Raw genomic sequence first — 16,754 nt, forward strand, 5'->3', positions numbered from 1 at the left:
GCTCACGCGAATCCCGCATCATTCAGGGCGGTGGCCAGAACGCGCCAGGCGAGCGTGGCACAGACCGAGCGGACCGGGTTGCCCGCCACCGCGAGCAGCGCCGCCTCCTCGCCGGCGAGAGCACCCTCCCTGGTCGTCATCGCCGCAAGGAACGCCTCGATCCGTGCGCACATCTCGGCGGCCGGTAGCTCATCGAGGCCGTCGGCCAGGAGCGACGCCGAGCCCCGCGAGACCTCGCAGCCCCGCCCGCTCCACGCGACCCGCACCCGCTCCGCGCTCCCGTCGACGCGCACCTCGATCCGGTCACCGCAGGTCGGCGTGATCAGCTCGGCGCGACCGAGGGACGGCGCCGGGTCCGAGCGCCCGACCGGGTCTTTCGCGTGCGCGCGGATCAGCTCCGTCGCCTCGCTCACGCTCACGTCCGTTCCTCCAGCTCGGCGAGCTCCGCGTACGCCGTGCTGATCCCCGCGATCCGCTCGCGCGACTCTCGCGGGGACGCGCCAAGCACACCAGAGGCCAGCAACGCCACCGCGCTCATCGCCGCGGCGTAGCTGTCGAACGCCGTTCCGCTCTCGACCGGGCACTCCAACCAGACTGTCGCCTGCTCGGCATAGCGCCGGGCGGGCGGATCCGCGAGCAGTACCACCGGCACGGCGCGCACGCCCAGCGTCTCGACCAGCCCTGCGAAGGAGGCCGGACGGCGCCGGAAGCCGACCAGCACCACGACGTCCTCGGCTCCCAGACCGGCCAGCTCCTCACCGAGCGATTGACCGGGCTGCGGTGCGACCCGCACCCGCCCGCGTGCCTGGGCGAGCTGCTGGCGCAGGTGCAGCGCCACCGGGTAGCTGTTGCGCAGGCCGATCACGACCACCTCGCGTGCGCCGGCGACCAGCCGCACCGCTTCCTCCAGCGGCCCGTCGCCGACCGCGGCGGCCAAGCGCGCCAGGTTCGCCCGCTCGCTCTCGAGGTGAGCGGTGAGCGGGTCGCCCTGCCCCCGCGCGGGCCCGACCGGCACCCCCGAGGAGCGCAGCGCGCGGGCGTGCTCACGCACCTCCTGCGAGTTCGAGAACCCCAGCCGGCGGAACAGCCGCGAGACCGTCGCCTTCGACACTCCGCTGTGCTGGGCGAGCTCGGTCGCCGTGAAGACGGCCAGATCGCCGAGATGATCGAGGATGAAGTCGGCCGCCCGCTGCTCCTGCCGCGAGAGCGCAGCGTAGCCGGCATCAATGCGGTGGCCGATGCTCGTCGGGGCTGTGGAGGCGGAGGTCACGCGATCCTCGTCCCGTCGGCGAGCGCCAGCACCGCCGCCTCGAAGGCGTCCAGGGCCGTCGCGACATCGGCCTCGGTCACGCTCTCGTCCGGGTGGTGGCTGACGCCCCCCTCGCAGCGGAGGAAGAGCATCGCGTAGTCGGTGAGGTCGGCGACCGCCATCGCGTCGTGCCCGGCCTTGGAGAACAGCACCATCGGCTCCGCGTCCCCGGTCGCCCGGATGCCCGCGCGCACCATGTCCTGCAGCCGTGCGGAGGCGATGACCGCGGGGGCAGAGTGGGTCTGCTCCGCCGTGAGCGCGAGCCGGCGCCGCGCCGCCGACTCCGACATCGCGTGCTCGATCGCGTCCCATGCCGCGTCGCGCTGCGCGTCGGTCTCGGCACGCAGGTCGAGGCTGAAGTCGACCCGGCCCGGGATGACGTTGACCGCCCCCGGGAAGGTCTCGAGCCGTCCGACCGTGGCGATCACGCCCTGCTCCCGCGCGATCCTCTCCACCGCGAGCACAGCCTCGGCCGCTCCCGTCAGCGCGTCGCGGCGGCGCTCGAGCGGGACTCCGCCCGCGTGCCCGGCCTTCCCGGTGAGGGTCAGCGAGAAGCGGCGGGCCCCCGCGATGGACGAGACGACGGCCAGAGCGCGGTCCGCTTCCTCGAGGTACGGGCCCTGCTCGATGTGGGCCTCGAGGTAGGCGAGCACGTCCTGCGCGTCACGCGCGGCGGTGCGGATGCGGGAGGGGTCGAGCCCGAACTCACGAAATGCCTCGACGAGGGTCGTTCCGTCAGCGTCCTCGAGCTCCCACCAGCGCTCGTCCCAGGTGCCGGCGAGCGCGCGGGAGCCCAGGAGCGCCGTGCCGAAGCGGGTGCCCTCCTCGTCGCCGAACGCGACGACCTCGACCGCGAACGGGAGACGCCGGCCCGCCGCGTGCAGGCGCGAGACCGCCGCGATCGCGAGCATCACGCCGAGGATCCCGTCGTACCGGCCCGCGTCGGGCACCGTGTCGAGGTGCGAGCCGAGCAGCAGCGCCGGGAGCCCCGGGGTCGCTCCCTCGTAGCGGCCGCACTGGTTGCCGGCCGCGTCCTGCCAGCTGCGCATCCCGGCCTCGGTCATCCAGCGCGCGGCCATCGCGTTCACGCGGGCGTGCTCGGGCGAAAGGTAGACCCGCTCGATCCCGTCGCGGCTGGAGGAGACCGCGGCGAGTTCGTCGCAACGGGCCAGGATGGCGGCGGCGTCGACGGTGGCGGCGGCGCTCATGCGCGCACCGCCCCGTACACCTCGTACGCTCCCGCGACTCCGCCACTCACGGGCACGGAGGCGCCCGCGCGGCGCAGCACCGCCTCCAGCGCTGCCAGCGTGGTCAGTACAGCATCGGTGCGGGCGTTGTAGCCCATCGTGCCGATGCGCCAGACCTTCCCGTGCAGCGGGCCGAAGGAGGTGCCGATCTCGATGCCGAAGTCGGTGAGCATCGCCCCGCGCACTGCGTCGCCGTTGACGCCCTGGGGGATGTGCACCGCGACGACGTTCGTCATCTTGTGGCCGACGTCGCCGAACACCTCGAGGTTGAGCCCGCGAACGCCCGCCAGCATCGCCGAGCCGTGCAGCGCGTGCCGGGCGACCGTCTCGTCGAGCCCCTCCTCGACGAGGATGCGGGCGCACTCGCGGGCGCCATAGAGCATCGTGGTTGCCTCGGTGTGGTGGTTCAGCCGGCGCGGTCCCCAGTAGTCGAAGACCATCCCGAGGTCGAAGTAATTGGAGCGGACCCGGCGCGCGCTGACCACGTCGCCCTCGCCGCGGATGCCCGCCTCAATGCTCGTGCGCGACTCGATCACCGCGACGGCCCGCTCCGAGAAGGTGACCGGCGCCGACCCGGACGGGCCGCCCAGGCACTTCTGCAGACCGGCCGACACCGCGTCGAGCCCGAGCTCGTCGGTCGCGAAGGCGTTGCCCGCGAGGGAGGCGGTGACGTCGGTGTAGAAGAGGGCGCCGTGCTTCTCGCAGAGCGCGCCGAGTTCCTCCAGCGGCTGCGCCATCGTGGTCGAGGTGTCACCGTGCACCACGGCGAGCACCTTCGGCTTCACCCGAGCCAGAGCGTCCGCGATCGCCGAGACGGGGAAGACCTGCCCCCACTCCGCCTCAATCATGTGCACCTCGGCTCCGCACCGCTCCGCGATCTCGCGGAGGAGGTGCCCGAACCGCCCGAAGATCGGCACCAGCACGCGGTCACCCGGCTCCAGCATCGAAACCAGAGCCGCCTCGATGCCTGCGCGGCTCGTGCCGTCGACGAGCATCGTCTTCTCGTTGCGGGTGCGGAAGACCTGACGGTACAGCTCCTGCGTCTCGGTCATCGTCGCGGTCATGAACGGGTCGTACTGACCCACCAGTTGAGCCGACATCGCACGCAGCACGCGCGGGTCGGCGTTGATCGGACCCGGGCCCATCAGCAGACGCGGCGGCGGATCGACGGGGAGGAACGGCGCTGGCGTGGTCATGGGGCCACCTCTTCACGTACGGGGGTGCGGGCTGCTGGCTTGCTGGGCATGTGGGCATGTGGGCACGCCTGGGAGAAACAGGTGTTTCAGCGTCAGAGCCTATGCGACGGACGTTTCGCCGAGGTTTCCGAATCGGAGTGCACCGGCCGGCTCCGCTTTAGCGCAGTGTCTCCTCCACGGGCAGTGGCTCCTCCACAGGCAATGTCTCCTCCACAGGCAGTGTCGGAGGTCGAGTTGTCCGGATCTGACGGCTTCGGGGGCCGGATGTCGGTGGTCGCTGGTTCAATACAAGTATGACGGATAACAGGCAGCAGGGACTCGAGGAGGTCCGCACCCTCGGCGACCACGCGGCGCGGCTCGCCCGCTCCGCTGCTCCACTACACCTCGCCTCCGCCGAGGCCCTACACGCGGCCTACACGGCAGCGCTGCGCTGCCCAGAGGCGTTCGCGCGCGGTGGATCGCCCCGGGAGTCTCACGATCTCGTCGAGCGCTCAGTCCGGGCCGAGCTGGCCGTCGCACTGAACGTGTCCGAGCGCGTGGCCACCCGAGAACTCGAGCACGCCCGACTGCTGGTCGAGCACCTGCCGCGCACTCGCGCCGCCCTGGCCGAGGCACGCCTGCGGTGGGAGGCGGGTCAGCTCATCTGCGGAGTCGCCGCGACCCTGCCCGCCGCCTCTCTCGCAGCGTTCGACGAGCGCGCCGCGGGACTAGCGGTCGAGATGACGCCGACTCAGCTGCGCCGACGCCTCGCTCGGCTCCGCGACGAGCTGCACGACGTCCCCCTCGCGGATCGGCATGCCCGCGCTCGTGAGGACCGCGCCGTCTGGGTCTCACCCGAACACGACGGCATGGCGACACTCTGCGCGACCCTCCCCGCTCCGATCGCGCTCGGCGCGCTCGCTCGGCTCGACCGGATCGCGCGGACGCTCCGCGACGGCACCGACAGCACCGACGGCACCGACGGCACCGGCAGCACCTCGGGCGCCCCTGCGGACGGGCGCACGCTCTCGCAACTGCGGGCCGACGCCCTCGCCGACCTGCTCTGCGACGGCGATGTGTCCGGCACGGTACCGGGCGACAAGCGTCCGCGCACGTTCGCCCCCGGCATTCGCGCCGAGGTCCGCCTGACCCTCGCCGCGAGCACCGCGGCTGGTCGCAACGAGGCTCCGGCCGAGCTGGACGGCTACGGATTCGTCCCCGCCGGCATCGCCCGCGACCTCCTCGGAGCAGACGCCATGATCACTCCCGTACTCACCCGGCCCGGCACCGGTGCGATCGTGTCCGTTGGACGCACGCACCGCCTCCCTCCCCCGCGGATGCGCCTCGCCCTGCAACTGCGAGACCGGACCTGCCGCTTCCCCGGCTGCACCCGGCCCGCCGCGAGCGCCGAGGCCGACCACACCCTCGAGTGGCGTCACGGAGGAGCCACCGCCCTGCACAACCTGGCATCGCTCTGCGTCGCGCACCACCACGTCCGTCACGGCGACCGCTGGAGCTACACCCTCCACCCCGACGGTGCGGCCGACTGGACCACTCCAACGGGCCGCCGCGTCGTCACCCGGCCGCCCGATCCGCCCGCGCCGCCCCCGCCTCCCGCGTCGACGCGCATGCCGAGCTTCGTCGATGCCCCGCCCCCGTTCTGAGTCCTCGGTTCTCAGTTCTCAGTTCTCGGTTCTCAGTCCCTCTCCCATCCGGCGGCCAGCTCCAGCAGCACGAGATCCGCTCCCCGCGGACCCACGAGACAGAGCCCTACCGGAGCGCCGTCGGCACTCAGTCCCGGCATCGAGAGCGCGGGATACCCGCCGATCCCGGCGATGCACGTCAGGCCGAGCGTCGCCGTGCGCGCTGCGTCGATCGTCTCCGCCGAGGCATCGAGGGCGGGCGCGACCGACGACGTCGAGGGCAGGAGTAGCACCCGTCCGTCCAGTGCCGCGTCGAGCGCCTCCCGGAAACCCGCCACCCGTGCTCGAGCAACCGCCTCTGCCTTCGCCTCCACCAGCGAGGCCGCGTCGAACCGCGCCTGCACGTCGGCGGCCAGGACCCCCGGGTGCGCCGCCACCCAACCGCCGCTGGACCGCCACGCCTCCGCGGCCTGCACCAGCCGGAACGCCTCGAGCATCGCCGCGACCGGCGGCAGCGCCACCTGGTCGGGATTCAGGCCCTCCACCGCCGCTCGGAACGCAGCGCCCACCCCCGCATCCACTCCGTCGAGCAGCGCCGGCGCCACGACGACCCCGCGGATCGACGGACTCGGGGGCAGGCAGATGTCCGCCACCCGCTGGAGCGTCCCGAGATCCCGCGTCAGCCACCCCACCGTGTCGAAGCTTGGCGCCAGTGGCAGCAGCCCCTCGACGGACACCACACCGTGCGTGGTCCGAAGCCCCCACAGCCCCTGATACGACGCCGGCACCCGAATCGAGCCCGCCGTGTCGGTCGCGAGCCCGATCGCCGCCTGCCCGAGCGACACCGCAGTCGCCGGTCCGCTGGACGAGCCACCCGGGATCGCCCCCGGCACCGCCGGGTTCGGCGGAGTCCCGTAGCCGGAGTTTCGGCCGGCGATGCTGTACGCGAATTCATCGGTCTGCGCGATCCCGCGCACCGTCGCCCCGGCCCGGAGCAGGTGCCCGACGGCCGGAGCAGTCGCCGACTCGATCGGCGCCGCAGCCAGGTAGGCGGGCACCCCCGCGCCGATCCGCTGACCCTTGATCGCGAACACGTCCTTCACCGCCACGTCGACCCCGTTCAACACTCCGGCGCCGGCGGCCGGCACGAGCGGCGCGCCGACCGCCCGCCAGACACGAGGGTCGAGGGCCTGCGCGGGCGCCTGCACCTGCGCCGCGCGCACCCGCCAGGTCCCGCCCTCGCGCATCCACAGCTGCGTGACGAGCCCTCGGCCACCGTGGGCCGGCGCGTTCACGCTCACCACGAGCGCCGTATCCGCGTCGATCGCCCGTACGTGCACCTCGACCAGCTCCCTCGCGGGTGCTCCCCCGCGGCGTCCCCGGAAGCCGGTGATCGCCGCATGCCCGACGAGCAGCCCAGAGGCATCCCCCCGCAGGGTCGTCGGCGCGTCCAGGAAGGCGTCCGCGAGCGCCGCGATATCGTCCGCCGCCAGCGCCGCCTCGTACGCTTCGACCGCGTCAACCAGGCCCGACGGCAGCACGCCCTCCAGTGTCGTCACCCGCGCATCAGGCATAGAAGTCCGCCGTCAGGACGCGAGCGTGCACGCCCTTCACGAGGTCGACGACCTGCGAGATGTCGAAGTCCGTGGCCGCGCTGAGGTAGGCGTAGGCGTGTCCCGGATCCATGCCGTAGCGCGCGACCAGCAGCGCGATCGCCGCGCGGACGCACTTCTGCACCGCCGCGTCGAGGTCCTCGTCGAGACCGGTGGGCACGAGGAACTCTTGCGTCTCCCCCATCGGCCCGGCCAGCTCCCCGAACGCCGCCAGCGCCTCGTCGCGCGGCACGACCTCCAAGCGCACCCGGACCCGCAGGCTCGCCTCCATCGCCATCAGCGCTACCTCGCCGTCGCCCTGAGCGAAGTGTGGATCACCGACGTACGCGAGCGCGCCGGGCACCTGCACCGGCAGGTAGAGGCTCGTGCCCGCGGTGAGCAGGGCGATGTCGATGTTGCCACCGTGCGCACCGGGCGGCACCGAATGCGGACGCTCCCCGCCCGCAACGGCGACACCCATGATTCCCAGGAACGGCCGGAGTGGGAACCGCGCGGCCCGCTCCCCACATGCGGCCCGTCCGCCGCGGCGTCGCGGAACGGCCCCTCGGCGGCGAGCGCGATCGCGTCCCGCAGCACTCCCGCCGGAGCGACCCCGTAGCGGCCGAAGAAAGCGACCGGGTCCCGGCCCTGATCCTCGAGCATCCCCTCGTGGCTGAGGGTGTCGATGACGACCTCGGCCCCGGAATCAACGCTGTGCACCGGCGCATCGGCCGCGCAGGGAAGCCGCCCCCACAGCACAGACCCCGGCTCGACCGGCAGGTAGTCTACGCCCGTCGGGATGCCCTCGCCGGGCTGCATCGCCCACTCCGCCTGCCGCATGGGACTCCACCTCTGCGCGGCCTGTCCACGCCATCCGACCCTAACGACATCGTGTTTCAAGCAGGTGCACCCCGTGTGACACGATTCTCCAGACTCGCCCCCGACGACAGGACTCCCGTGTTCCACAGCCTGCGCACCCGCACCGAGGACGCGACCCTCGGCCTGATGCTCGCCCTCACCTTCTCGACCGGCGTCGTCGACGCCGTCGGCTACGTCGGGCTCGATCGCATCTTCGCGGGCAACATGACCGGCAACGTCGTCATCCTCGGCATGGCCCTCTCCGGCGCGGCCGACCTGCCCGTGATCGGTCCCCTGATCGCGCTCGGGGCCTTCATGATCGGCGCCGTGATCGGTGGCCGGGTGCTCCGCCCAGTGAAGAAGGGCTGGACCTCCCGCTCGACCTGGCTGTTCGCGGTGGTCGGGATCCTGCTGGGCGCTCTGGCGATCGCGCTCGCCGTGGTACCCGAGCGCCCAGAACCGCTCGCCCTCAGCGTCACCGGCGTCCTCGGCGCAGCAATGGGTCTCCAGGCAGCGACCGCGCGCCACCTCGCTGTGAAGGACGTCACGACCGTCGTCGTCACCTCGACCATCACCGGCCTCGCCGCCGACTCGCGCCTGGCCGGCAGCCCGGGTCAGCCCTGGTTCCGCCGCGCCGCCGCCATCGCCCTCATCGCCGCGGGCGCCGGCGTCGGAGCGCTCGCCCTACTCGTCGGACTCTGGTTCGGCCTCGCCGTCGCCGCCGTGATCACCCTCGTCGCGACACTCCTCGGCGAGCTCGTCGTCCACTCCCGCTACGCCGCCGCCACTCCCGCCGACACCGCAGTATGACGTGGCCCGATGCAGCGCCTCAGCGCGGCACCTGTTGGCACTGCGGGCAGAGGTGCGAGGAGCGGTTCATGAACGGCACCCGGACGATCGCCTCGCCGCAGCGGGCGCAGGGCTTCCCCGTCTGCCCGTACGCGAGCAGGCTGTGCGAGAAGTAGCCGGAGGCACCGTTCACGTTCACGTACTGCGCGTCGAAGCTGGTGCCACCCTCGGCCAGAGCGCGCTCCAGCACCGAGCGGACCTCGGCGAAGAGTCGGCGGATGCGCGCCTCGCCCAGCGACGAGCTCGGTCGCTCCGGGTGCAGCTCCGCCGCCCACAGCGACTCGTCCGCATAGATGTTGCCGATGCCGCTCACCAGCGTCTGATCGAGCAGCGCCCGCTTGATCCCGCTGGTCCGCCGCGCCAGTGCGGCGACGATCGCATCGAGATCGAAGGAGGCGTCGAGCGGATCGCGGGCGATGTGCGCCACTTGCGAGGGCACCGCGCGCAGCCAGTCTCCGACGCGCACGTCCTCACCCGCGAAGCCGCCGGGCGCGCCGTCCGCGGTCGGCACCAGAGCGTCGACAGCCATCGAGCCGAAGATCCGCTGATCGACGAAGTGCAGGGCGAGTTCGCCGTGCTCGGGGTGCTCGATCCCCACCCGGATGCGCGCGAGCCGCGGCAGCGCCGCATCCGCCGTACGCAACAGCACCTGGCCGCTCATCCCGAGATGCACCAGTAGCGCCTCATCGCGGCCCGCGGGCAGCCAGAGGAACTTGCCGCGCCGCACCGCCCCCTCGAGCCGGCGCCCGACCAGCAGGCGCTCGAAACTGCCGTGCGGATGCACATGACGCTTCAGCGAGCGCTCATCGACGATCTCGACGCCGGTCACCAGCGATCCGGTGACCGCCGGCGCGAGGCCCGCGCGCACCACCTCGACCTCGGGCAGCTCGGGCACGGTCAGTCCGATGCCGCGGGAGCGACGGGCGCGATCGGAGTCGCCAGGCGCGTCCACGCATCCAGCGCGGCGGCCATCTCGGCGGCCTTCTTGCTGGTGCCCTCGCCGCGAGCGGTGACGAGTCCGCCGACGATCACGGTGGCGACGAACACCTTGTTGTGGTCGGGTCCGGTGGCCGCGATCTCGTAGCGCGGGGCCGGCGCACCGCGCTCGGCCGCCGCCTCCTGAAGGCTCGTCTTCGGGTCCATCGACACCCCGAAACGCAGCGGATCCGCGCGTAGCGGCGCGATCAGGCGCAGCACCAGGTCGCGCGCGGCGTCCGGTCCCGTGCCGAGGTACACGGCGCCGATGATCGCCTCGACCGTGTCCGCGAGGATCGACGCCTTGTCGCGGCCGCCGGTCAACTCCTCGCCACGGCCGAGCCGGAGGAACTCACCTAGGCCGATGCCGCGAGCGATCTCGGCAAGCGCGACGGTCGAGACCAGGCTCGCCCGGCGCTTGGCCAGATCGCCCTCACTGAGGGCCGGGTACTCGGTGTAGAGCATCACGGTCACCGCCTGCCCGAGGATCGAGTCGCCGAGGAACTCGAGGCGCTCATTATGCGGGATGCCCCCATGCTCGAAAGCGAACGACCGGTGCGTCAGGGCGAGTTCGAAAAGCTCACCGTCGAGGCTCACGCCGAGCGTGGCCTCCAGACGCGACCGGTCGTCGCTGGAGGGTCGTGCAGAGGTCTGGTTCACCATGACCGCGGGAGAGCGCGGGTCCGGATCAGACGTCGGCGACCTTGCGGCCCTTGTACTCGAGGAACAGCGCGGTGCCCGCGGAGTCCTCGACGACCTTGGCGCGGTGGGGAAGGCTGTAAACGACCTTGCCGTTCTCGATGGTCTTGACCAGGGGCGGAACCTCCGCCTTCCACTGCGAACGGCGGGCGTGGGTGTTCGCGCGGGACTTCTTCCTCTTGGGAACAGCCATGATTCTCTCTTCTCTACCTCTAGTCGGATTCGGTGCGGGCGGTCGCGCCCTCACCGCTGTCTGCGGAAGCCGTGGCGTCTGCGAAGGCCGTCGCGGCCAGCGCATCCCACCGCGAGTCCCGCGGCGTCTCGGGATCGCGCGCAGTGGAATCGGCCAGCCGCTCCCCCGTGACGGGATCGAGGCCCGGACAGTCCGGCCGGCAGACCGGCTGGAACGGCAGCGACAGAACCACCGCATCCCTGACCAGAGGTTCAAGATCCACATGGTCGTCGTGAACCTCATAGTCGAAAGCTTCGTCAGAAGAGTACGCGAAAAGTTCCTGGAACTCGACATCGACAGGCAGGGAGATCTCCCTCAGGCACCGGCTGCACTCGCCGTCGGCCACGGCCGACACCTCGACACTGGCCAGGACGCCCTCGTGCACGGACTCGAGACGGACGTCGAGGTCAACGGCCGATCCCTGGCGGACCGCGACGATCCCCTCGCCGAACTGCTCCGGCGCCTCGAGCTCGAGGCGGTGCTCGCGCATCTCGCCCGGTCGCCTCACCAGGTCGCGCACGTTCACCGTGAACGGCGTCTTCTTGAAAGTAGTCACGAGAATCCAGTCTACTCAGGCTCGCCAGGCATCAGGCTCGCCAGGCATCAGGCTCGCCAGGCATCAGGCTCGCCAGGCATCAGGCGCCACCGGCCCGCAGAGTGACGTCGATCGGCGCGTAGTCCGCACCGCTCGTGTCGACACCCTCGTCGGCGAGTTCCGAGAGCGCCTTCTCGACGTACTCGTTCGAGTAGGCGGTGGCAGGCGGATCCGCGCTGATGATCGTCGCGCCGGTCTCGTTCTTCGTCGACTTCGCGATGCCAACCGTCTGCTGCCAGGCGGCCTCGTCGACCATCCCGATGCCGTCTGTGGAGGGCCAGATCAGCTTGTTGACCTCGTTGGTCATCCACAGCTGATGGCTGGTGCCGAGAGTCGAGCCGGCCGCGGTGACGATGTCGGCCGCCTGCTGCGGATCGTCCTTCGCGAAGATCCAGCCCTTGATTGAGGCTTTGATGAAGGCCACCGTCTGCTGCGCGTAGGCGTCGTCGGAGAGCCTGGCAGCGTCCGCCCAGATCGCGTCCTGGAGCATCGCAGTGCCCACGTCGTTCCAGCTGATCACGTTCAGGTCGTCGGGCTGGAAGAGGGCGCCCGTCACCGGGTTCACCGTCTCGAGGACCTGCGCGTACTCGTTGTAGGTCATCGCCTGTGCCGCGTCGATGTCGCCCGCGAGGAAGCCGTTCATATCGAACTGCTGCTGCACGAGCGAGATGTCCTCCAGCGCGACGCCGTCCTTCTGCAGGCCGGCGAACAACTCCCACTCGTTGCCGTGGCCCCAGCTGCCGACGCTCCTCCCGGCGAGGTCGGCGGGTGAGCTGATCCCGTTGTCCTTGAACGAGATCTGCGTGGTGGCGCTGCGCTCGAAGATCTGCGCGACATCGGTGATCTCGGCGCCCTGCTCGATCGAGCCGAGCACCTTCGGGACCCACGAGATCGCGTAGTCGGCGTCTCCCGAGGCGAGCACGTCCTGCGGGACGATGTCGCCTCCTCCCTCCGCGATGGTCACGTCCAGACCCTCGTCCGCGTAGTAGCCCTGGTCGAGCGCCGCGTAGTACCCCGCGAACTGCGCCTGGGCGACCCACTGCAACTGCAGGGTGACCGGCGTGAGGCCGCCGGAATCGGAGTCGGAGTCGGATCCTGAACCCGAGGTGGTGCAGCCGGTGAGCGCGAGGCCCACGGCCACGAAGGCAGCGGTCGTCGTCAGGGTGATACGGATGGGTCGATTCATGAGTCCTCCTGGTGCGGTCTGCGGGAAGTGAGTCGGGAGAAAAAGTAAGGCGAGGGGAAAAAACTAGGCGAGAGAAAAACGAGGCGAGAGAAAAAAGTAAGGCGGGGGAAAAACTAGGTGGTCGAGTCACTCAGCGCACACGGCTGCGGCGCCGCGCGAACGCCTCGAGTGCGGCCGTCACGCTGAAGAACACCACTCCCACGAGCACCGCCCCGAGCACGTAGGCGTAGGCGAACGCGTAGTCACTGCCCGAGGCCACCGTGGTGATCGACTTGCCGAGCCCGCCGACGGGCCCGCCGAAGTACTCGCCGAAGTATTCGGCGACCAACGCCGAGATCACCGCCAGCGAGGAGGCGATCCGGAGCCCCATGAAGACGTAGGGCACCGCTCCGGGCAGCGTGAACGTCCGCGCGGTCTGCCAGGCGTTGCCGCGTACGCCTTCAGCAGGTCGCGGTGCACCGGCGCCGCCTGGCGCAGCCCCCGCAGAGTCGTCAGGTAGACCGGCGCTCGCTCCGACCATCGTGCGAACTCCGTGCCGATCGCGAGGGGCGACGGGAGAACAAACGGCTCGAGCGCCGGGCTGCCGCCGCGACGCCGTGCACCTCCAGCGGCAGGCCGATGGTCGCCCCTGCGGCCGATCCCGCCGCGCAGGCCGATCGAGACCTCCGACGATCGTTCTGCCACCAGCCCACGCCGTAGACGTGCATCAGCTCGACCTGGTGCGCCGTCGGCGAGCCGAGGCCGCGAAGCGCCCTGATCGAGACCGGGAAGAAGGCGAGGTAGGAGGCGATCAGCGCCACCGTCTGGCTGAGCACGATCCACGGCAATACCGCCGACTCCGCGGTGCGGAACCGCTGCATCAGCAGGGCACGGAACAGCCCCAGCAGGAGCTTATGCGCGGGCCACGATGTGCTCGCGCAGCTCGGGGATGATCCGCTCGCCGTACACGCGCAGCGTCTCCTCCTTGTTGTCGTGCTGGAGGTAGCCCGCGAACTGCGTCACGCCGAGATCGGCGAGCGCCCGGAGCTTCTCGATGTGCTCATCCGCCGTTCCCAGCACGCAGAAGCGCTCGACGATCTCGTCGGGCACGAAGGCGGTGTGGCTGTTACCGGCGCGGCCGTGCTCGTTGTAGTCGTAACCCTCGCGCCCGGCGATGTAGTCGGTCAGCGCCTGCGGCACCGCTCCGGAGGCACCGTAGCGGCCCACGATGTCGGCGACGTGGTTGCCCACCATCCCGCCGAACCAGCGGCACTGATCGCGCATGTGCTCCCGGTCGGTGTGCTCCCGGTCGGTGCCGATATACATCGGCGCTGCGACGCAGAACCGCAGCGACTCCGGATCCCGTCCGGCGTTCGCCGCCGCCTCCTTGACCGCGCCGATCATCCAGCGCGCGATGTCCACGTCGGCCAATTGCAGGATGAACCCGTCGCCGACCTCCCCCGCCAGTTTCAGCGCGAGCGGGCCGTACGCGGCAACCCACATCTCGAGCGACGAGCCCCGGCTCCACGGGAACTGCAGGGTCTGCCCGTTGTACGCGACCGGGCGAGAGTTGGCCAGCTCGCGGATGACGTGGATCGACTCCCGCAGCGTCTTCAACGTCGTCGGAGTCCCTCCGGTCACCCTCACCGCGGAGTCGCCGCGGCCGATCCCGCAGACGGTGCGGTTGCCGTACATCTCGTTGAGCGTCGCGTGCAGCGAGGCGATCACCGTCCAGTCGCGCGTGGCGGGGTTAGTGACCATCGGGCCGACCGTGATCCGGTGCGTACGCTCGAGGATCTGCGAGTAGATCACGTAGGGCTCCTGCCAGAGCAGGTGCGAGTCGAAGGTCCACGCGTAGTCGAAGCCGTACGTCTCGGCGAGGACGGCGAGCGCGACGGTGCGCGAGGCGGGCGGGTTGGTCTGGAGGACGACTCCGAAATCCATGAGGTTCCTTCTCAGATCAGGTACTGGTTCAGATCAGGTACTGGCTGAGGCCGCGGGGGATGTAGTGTCCATCGCCCTTCGCGCCGATGTAGGAGCCGCCGTCGACGACGACCTTGCCGCGGGAAATCACCGTGTCGACGTGCCCGTCGATCTCGAAGCCCTCCCACGCCGAGTAGTCCATCGCCATGTGGTGGCTGCGCCCCTCGCCGATCCCGATCGAGGTGTGCCCGTGCGGGTCATAGACGACGACATCGCCGTCCGCACCGGGCTGGATGACGCCCTTCTTCCCGTACATGCCGAACATCCGAGCGGGAGTGGTCGAGGTGAGCTCCACCCAGCGCGGCAGACTGATCTGCCCGGACACCACGCCCTGATACATCAGGTCAATCCGATGCTCGACCGAACCGATGCCGTTGGGAATCGTCGAGAAATCGCCGAGCCCGAGGTCCTTCTGGCCCTTCATGCAGAAGGGGCAGTGGTCGGTCGAGACCATCTGGATGTCGTTGGTGCGCAGCGACCGCCACATGTGGTGCTGGTGCCCCTCAGCCCTCGAGCGCAGCGGCGTGGAACACACCCACTTCGCGCCCTCGAAGCTCCCCCACTCCTCGGAGGACGCTCCCAGCTGCTCCTCGAGCGAGAAGTAGAGGTACTGCGGGCAGGTCTCGCCGAACACGTTCATTCCGCGGTCGCGGGCCTGCGCGATCTGCTGCACCGCCTGCTTCGCCGAGACGTGCACCACATACAGTGGCGCGCCGGTGAGATCGGCGATCATGATCGCCCGGTGCGTCGCCTCCTCCTCCGCCTGCCACGGCCGCGACGTGCCGTGGAAGTACGGCGAGGTGTTCCCTGCGGCGAGGCTCTGCTTCACCAGTTCGTCAATGAGGGCGCCGTTCTCGGCGTGCATCATCATCATCGCGCCATTCTCGGCGCCCTTCTGGAACGCCCGCAGGATCTGCCCGTCGTCCGAGAGGAACACGCCCTTGTAGGCCATGAACAGCTTGAAGCTGGTCACTCCCTCGCGCATCAGCTCATCCATTGCGAGGAGCGAGGAGTCCTGCACGTCCGAAAGGATCTGGTGGAAGCCGTAGTCGATTGCACAGGTGCCCGCCGCCTTCTCTTGCCAGGCCTGAAAGCGGTCCACGACGCTCTCACCCGGGTACTGCACGACGAAGTCCACGATCGAGGTCGTCCCTCCCCAGGCCGCCGCCCGAGTGCCGGTCTCGAAGGTGTCCGAGGCGAAGGTGCCGCCAAACGGCATCTCCATGTGCGTGTGCGCGTCGATCCCACCCGGGATCACGTATTTGTCGCTCGCGTCGATCACTCGATCTACGTTCGCCGCGAGATCGAAGCCCAGCAGGTTCGATCCCGGAGCGAGCACCGCGGCGATGGTCTCGCCGTCGATCAGGACGTCGGCTTGTCCGGTTCCGGTCGCGTTGACGACCGTGCCGCCAATGATGAGGGTCTTCATCGCTTTTCCCCGTCTCGTCCTGCGGTCACGGCTTCGTGATGCTGGTGTACGACTCCGGCCGGCGGTCGCGGTAGAACTGCCAGTCGTCACGCATCTGCTGCACCAGGTCCATCTCGAGGTCGCGGATCAGGATCTCCTCGCTCTCGCCGGAGCCCCGCTCGCCGACGAAGTTTCCCCGCGGATCAATGACCTGACTGGTGCCGTAGAAGTCGACCGCCAGCTCGCCGTACTCGTTGTCCTCCCGGCCGACCCGGTTGGGCTGGAGCACGAAGTAGCCATTCGCCACCGCCGCCGCCGGACCCTCGACCTCCCACAGCCGGTTCGACAGGCCAGGCTTGGTCGCGTTGGGGTTGAAGACCAGGTGGGCGCCGTTCAGCCCCAGCTCCCGCCAGCCTTCCGGAAAGTGACGGTCGTAACAGATGTGCACGCCGACCTTGCCGACCGCCGTGTCGAACACCGGGAAGCCGAGATTCCCGGGGCGAAAGTAAAACTTCTCCCAGAATCGGTCGAGGTGGGGAATGTGGTGTTTGCGGTACTTCCCGAGGATCGTGCCGTCGGCGTCCACCACGACCGCGGTGTTGTAATAGACGCCCGTCTGCTCCTCCTCGTAGATAGGGAGGATCATCACCACTTCGAGCTCCTTTGCCAGAGCTGCGAAACGCTGCACGATCACTCCGTCGGCCGGCTCCGCATAGCGGTAATACTTCTTGTCCTGCGTGATGCCGAAATAGGGGCCGTAGAACAGCTCCTGGAAGCAGACGATCTGCGCGCCGTCGGCCGCCGCATCCCTGGCCATCTGCTCATGCTTGTCGAGCATTGACTCCTTATCGCCGGTCCAGGTCGTCTGGGTGATCGCTGCGCGAACGATGGTCATCAGTACCTCCAGGGGCACGCTTCAGTGGTCCGGCCTTCTTTGGCCAGGTCTTCATCTAACCGGTCTTCATCTAACCGGTCTTCATCCTCCAGGTTCGAGATTTCCCCGGTGTTTCTGTCGCGGATCCGC

General features: G+C 70.0%; 18 protein-coding genes. 2 read left to right on the forward strand and 16 right to left on the reverse strand.

All coding sequences use genetic code 11. The features are described from left to right. Positions 1 to 2 precede the first annotated feature (2 nt). The 4 genes from C1O28_RS07030 to C1O28_RS07045 are packed head-to-tail and all read right to left on the reverse strand — an operon-like array spanning position 3 to position 3,752. Positions 3 to 419: an iron-sulfur cluster assembly scaffold protein gene (locus tag C1O28_RS07030; protein WP_097165779.1), complete on the reverse strand. Its 417-nt coding sequence runs from the start codon at positions 417 to 419 to the stop codon at positions 3 to 5. After that, a complete protein-coding gene (locus tag C1O28_RS07035) occupies positions 416 to 1,270 on the reverse strand; it encodes a MurR/RpiR family transcriptional regulator (RefSeq protein WP_097165778.1) in 855 nt (284 codons plus the stop codon). Before C1O28_RS07035 ends, C1O28_RS07030 begins: the two co-directional genes overlap by 4 nt. Next, complete coding sequence (locus tag C1O28_RS07040) at positions 1,267 to 2,517, reverse strand: allantoate amidohydrolase (RefSeq protein WP_097165777.1); 1,251 nt, start codon at positions 2,515 to 2,517, stop codon at positions 1,267 to 1,269. Before C1O28_RS07040 ends, C1O28_RS07035 begins: the two co-directional genes overlap by 4 nt. Continuing rightward, entirely contained in the window at positions 2,514 to 3,752 is a 1,239-nt protein-coding gene (locus C1O28_RS07045) for a pyridoxal-phosphate-dependent aminotransferase family protein (RefSeq protein ID WP_237397984.1), read from the reverse strand. Before C1O28_RS07045 ends, C1O28_RS07040 begins: the two co-directional genes overlap by 4 nt. Before the next feature lie 293 nt (positions 3,753 to 4,045). Here C1O28_RS07045 and C1O28_RS07050 point away from each other — a divergent pair, with 293 nt between their 5' ends. After that, positions 4,046 to 5,395, forward strand: coding sequence for an HNH endonuclease signature motif containing protein (locus C1O28_RS07050; protein ID WP_097165776.1), 1,350 nt, complete (start codon positions 4,046 to 4,048; stop codon positions 5,393 to 5,395). A 32-nt stretch (positions 5,396 to 5,427) separates the two neighbouring features. On the opposite strand, the gene C1O28_RS07055 is transcribed toward C1O28_RS07050, so the two are convergent. Further along, complete coding sequence (locus C1O28_RS07055) at positions 5,428 to 6,933, reverse strand: AtzH-like domain-containing protein (RefSeq protein WP_243392021.1); 1,506 nt, start codon at positions 6,931 to 6,933, stop codon at positions 5,428 to 5,430. A gap of 7 nt (positions 6,934 to 6,940) precedes the next feature. Beyond that, the gene (locus C1O28_RS15620; RefSeq protein WP_237397985.1) at positions 6,941 to 7,447 is read right to left on the reverse strand and encodes an acetamidase/formamidase family protein; all 507 of its coding nucleotides are present in this window, start codon (positions 7,445 to 7,447) and stop codon (positions 6,941 to 6,943) included. A 434-nt stretch (positions 7,448 to 7,881) separates the two neighbouring features. On the opposite strand from C1O28_RS15620, the gene C1O28_RS07065 reads away from it, so the two are divergent. Next, positions 7,882 to 8,634, forward strand: coding sequence for a YoaK family protein (locus C1O28_RS07065; RefSeq protein ID WP_338052135.1), 753 nt, complete (start codon positions 7,882 to 7,884; stop codon positions 8,632 to 8,634). A gap of 19 nt (positions 8,635 to 8,653) precedes the next feature. Here C1O28_RS07065 and mutM read toward each other — a convergent pair whose 3' ends face one another. From mutM to C1O28_RS07115, 10 genes are all read right to left on the reverse strand, one after another. Next, entirely contained in the window at positions 8,654 to 9,568 is a 915-nt protein-coding gene (gene mutM, locus C1O28_RS07070; RefSeq protein WP_097166068.1) for a bifunctional DNA-formamidopyrimidine glycosylase/DNA-(apurinic or apyrimidinic site) lyase, read from the reverse strand. A gap of 2 nt (positions 9,569 to 9,570) precedes the next feature. Next, entirely contained in the window at positions 9,571 to 10,311 is a 741-nt protein-coding gene (gene rnc, locus C1O28_RS07075; protein ID WP_097165774.1) for a ribonuclease III, read from the reverse strand. Between the two features lie 25 nt (positions 10,312 to 10,336). Further along, on the reverse strand, positions 10,337 to 10,540 hold the full coding sequence (gene rpmF / locus C1O28_RS07080) for a 50S ribosomal protein L32 (protein ID WP_097165773.1): 204 nt from the start codon (positions 10,538 to 10,540) through the stop codon (positions 10,337 to 10,339). A 19-nt stretch (positions 10,541 to 10,559) separates the two neighbouring features. Next, positions 10,560 to 11,135 carry a YceD family protein gene (locus tag C1O28_RS07085; protein ID WP_419866645.1) on the reverse strand — a complete coding sequence of 192 codons (576 nt, stop codon included), beginning with the start codon at positions 11,133 to 11,135 and terminating at the stop codon, positions 10,560 to 10,562. Between the two features lie 79 nt (positions 11,136 to 11,214). Beyond that, on the reverse strand, positions 11,215 to 12,360 hold the full coding sequence (locus C1O28_RS07090; RefSeq protein ID WP_097165772.1) for an ABC transporter substrate-binding protein: 1,146 nt from the start codon (positions 12,358 to 12,360) through the stop codon (positions 11,215 to 11,217). A gap of 130 nt (positions 12,361 to 12,490) precedes the next feature. Next, the gene (locus C1O28_RS07095) at positions 12,491 to 12,880 is read right to left on the reverse strand and encodes an ABC transporter permease subunit (RefSeq protein WP_237397986.1); all 390 of its coding nucleotides are present in this window, start codon (positions 12,878 to 12,880) and stop codon (positions 12,491 to 12,493) included. Further along, entirely contained in the window at positions 12,852 to 13,220 is a 369-nt protein-coding gene (locus C1O28_RS15625) for a hypothetical protein (RefSeq protein ID WP_237397987.1), read from the reverse strand. Before C1O28_RS15625 ends, C1O28_RS07095 begins: the two co-directional genes overlap by 29 nt. A gap of 31 nt (positions 13,221 to 13,251) precedes the next feature. After that, a complete protein-coding gene (locus C1O28_RS07105; protein WP_097165771.1) occupies positions 13,252 to 14,283 on the reverse strand; it encodes a TIGR03842 family LLM class F420-dependent oxidoreductase in 1,032 nt (343 codons plus the stop codon). A 28-nt stretch (positions 14,284 to 14,311) separates the two neighbouring features. Beyond that, a complete protein-coding gene (hydA, locus tag C1O28_RS07110) occupies positions 14,312 to 15,751 on the reverse strand; it encodes a dihydropyrimidinase (protein ID WP_097165770.1) in 1,440 nt (479 codons plus the stop codon). A gap of 25 nt (positions 15,752 to 15,776) precedes the next feature. Next, positions 15,777 to 16,625, reverse strand: a complete 849-nt coding sequence (locus C1O28_RS07115) for a nitrilase-related carbon-nitrogen hydrolase (protein ID WP_097165769.1) — start codon at positions 16,623 to 16,625, stop codon at positions 15,777 to 15,779. Positions 16,626 to 16,754 lie beyond the last annotated feature (129 nt).

Origin of the sequence: Rathayibacter rathayi, assembly GCF_004011095.1 — a bacterium.
GTDB lineage: Bacteria > Actinomycetota > Actinomycetes > Actinomycetales > Microbacteriaceae > Rathayibacter > Rathayibacter rathayi.

Coding starts and splice junctions, on each gene's coding strand:
- C1O28_RS07040 (WP_097165777.1), bottom strand. CDS start 2,517: ATGAGCGCCGCCGCCACCGTCGACGCCGCCGCCATCCTGGCCCGTTGC.
- C1O28_RS07045 (WP_237397984.1), bottom strand. CDS start 3,752: ATGACCACGCCAGCGCCGTTCCTCCCCGTCGATCCGCCGCCGCGTCTG.
- C1O28_RS07050 (WP_097165776.1), top strand. CDS start 4,046: ATGACGGATAACAGGCAGCAGGGACTCGAGGAGGTCCGCACCCTCGGC.
- C1O28_RS15620 (WP_237397985.1), bottom strand. CDS start 7,447: ATGGGTGTCGCCGTTGCGGGCGGGGAGCGTCCGCATTCGGTGCCGCCC.
- rnc (WP_097165774.1), bottom strand. CDS start 10,311: ATGGTGAACCAGACCTCTGCACGACCCTCCAGCGACGACCGGTCGCGT.
- rpmF (WP_097165773.1), bottom strand. CDS start 10,540: ATGGCTGTTCCCAAGAGGAAGAAGTCCCGCGCGAACACCCACGCCCGC.
- C1O28_RS07090 (WP_097165772.1), bottom strand. CDS start 12,360: ATGAATCGACCCATCCGTATCACCCTGACGACGACCGCTGCCTTCGTG.
- C1O28_RS07095 (WP_237397986.1), bottom strand. CDS start 12,880: ATGGTCGGAGCGAGCGCCGGTCTACCTGACGACTCTGCGGGGGCTGCG.
- C1O28_RS15625 (WP_237397987.1), bottom strand. CDS start 13,220: ATGCAGCGGTTCCGCACCGCGGAGTCGGCGGTATTGCCGTGGATCGTG.
- C1O28_RS07105 (WP_097165771.1), bottom strand. CDS start 14,283: ATGGATTTCGGAGTCGTCCTCCAGACCAACCCGCCCGCCTCGCGCACC.
- hydA (WP_097165770.1), bottom strand. CDS start 15,751: ATGAAGACCCTCATCATTGGCGGCACGGTCGTCAACGCGACCGGAACC.
- C1O28_RS07115 (WP_097165769.1), bottom strand. CDS start 16,625: ATGACCATCGTTCGCGCAGCGATCACCCAGACGACCTGGACCGGCGAT.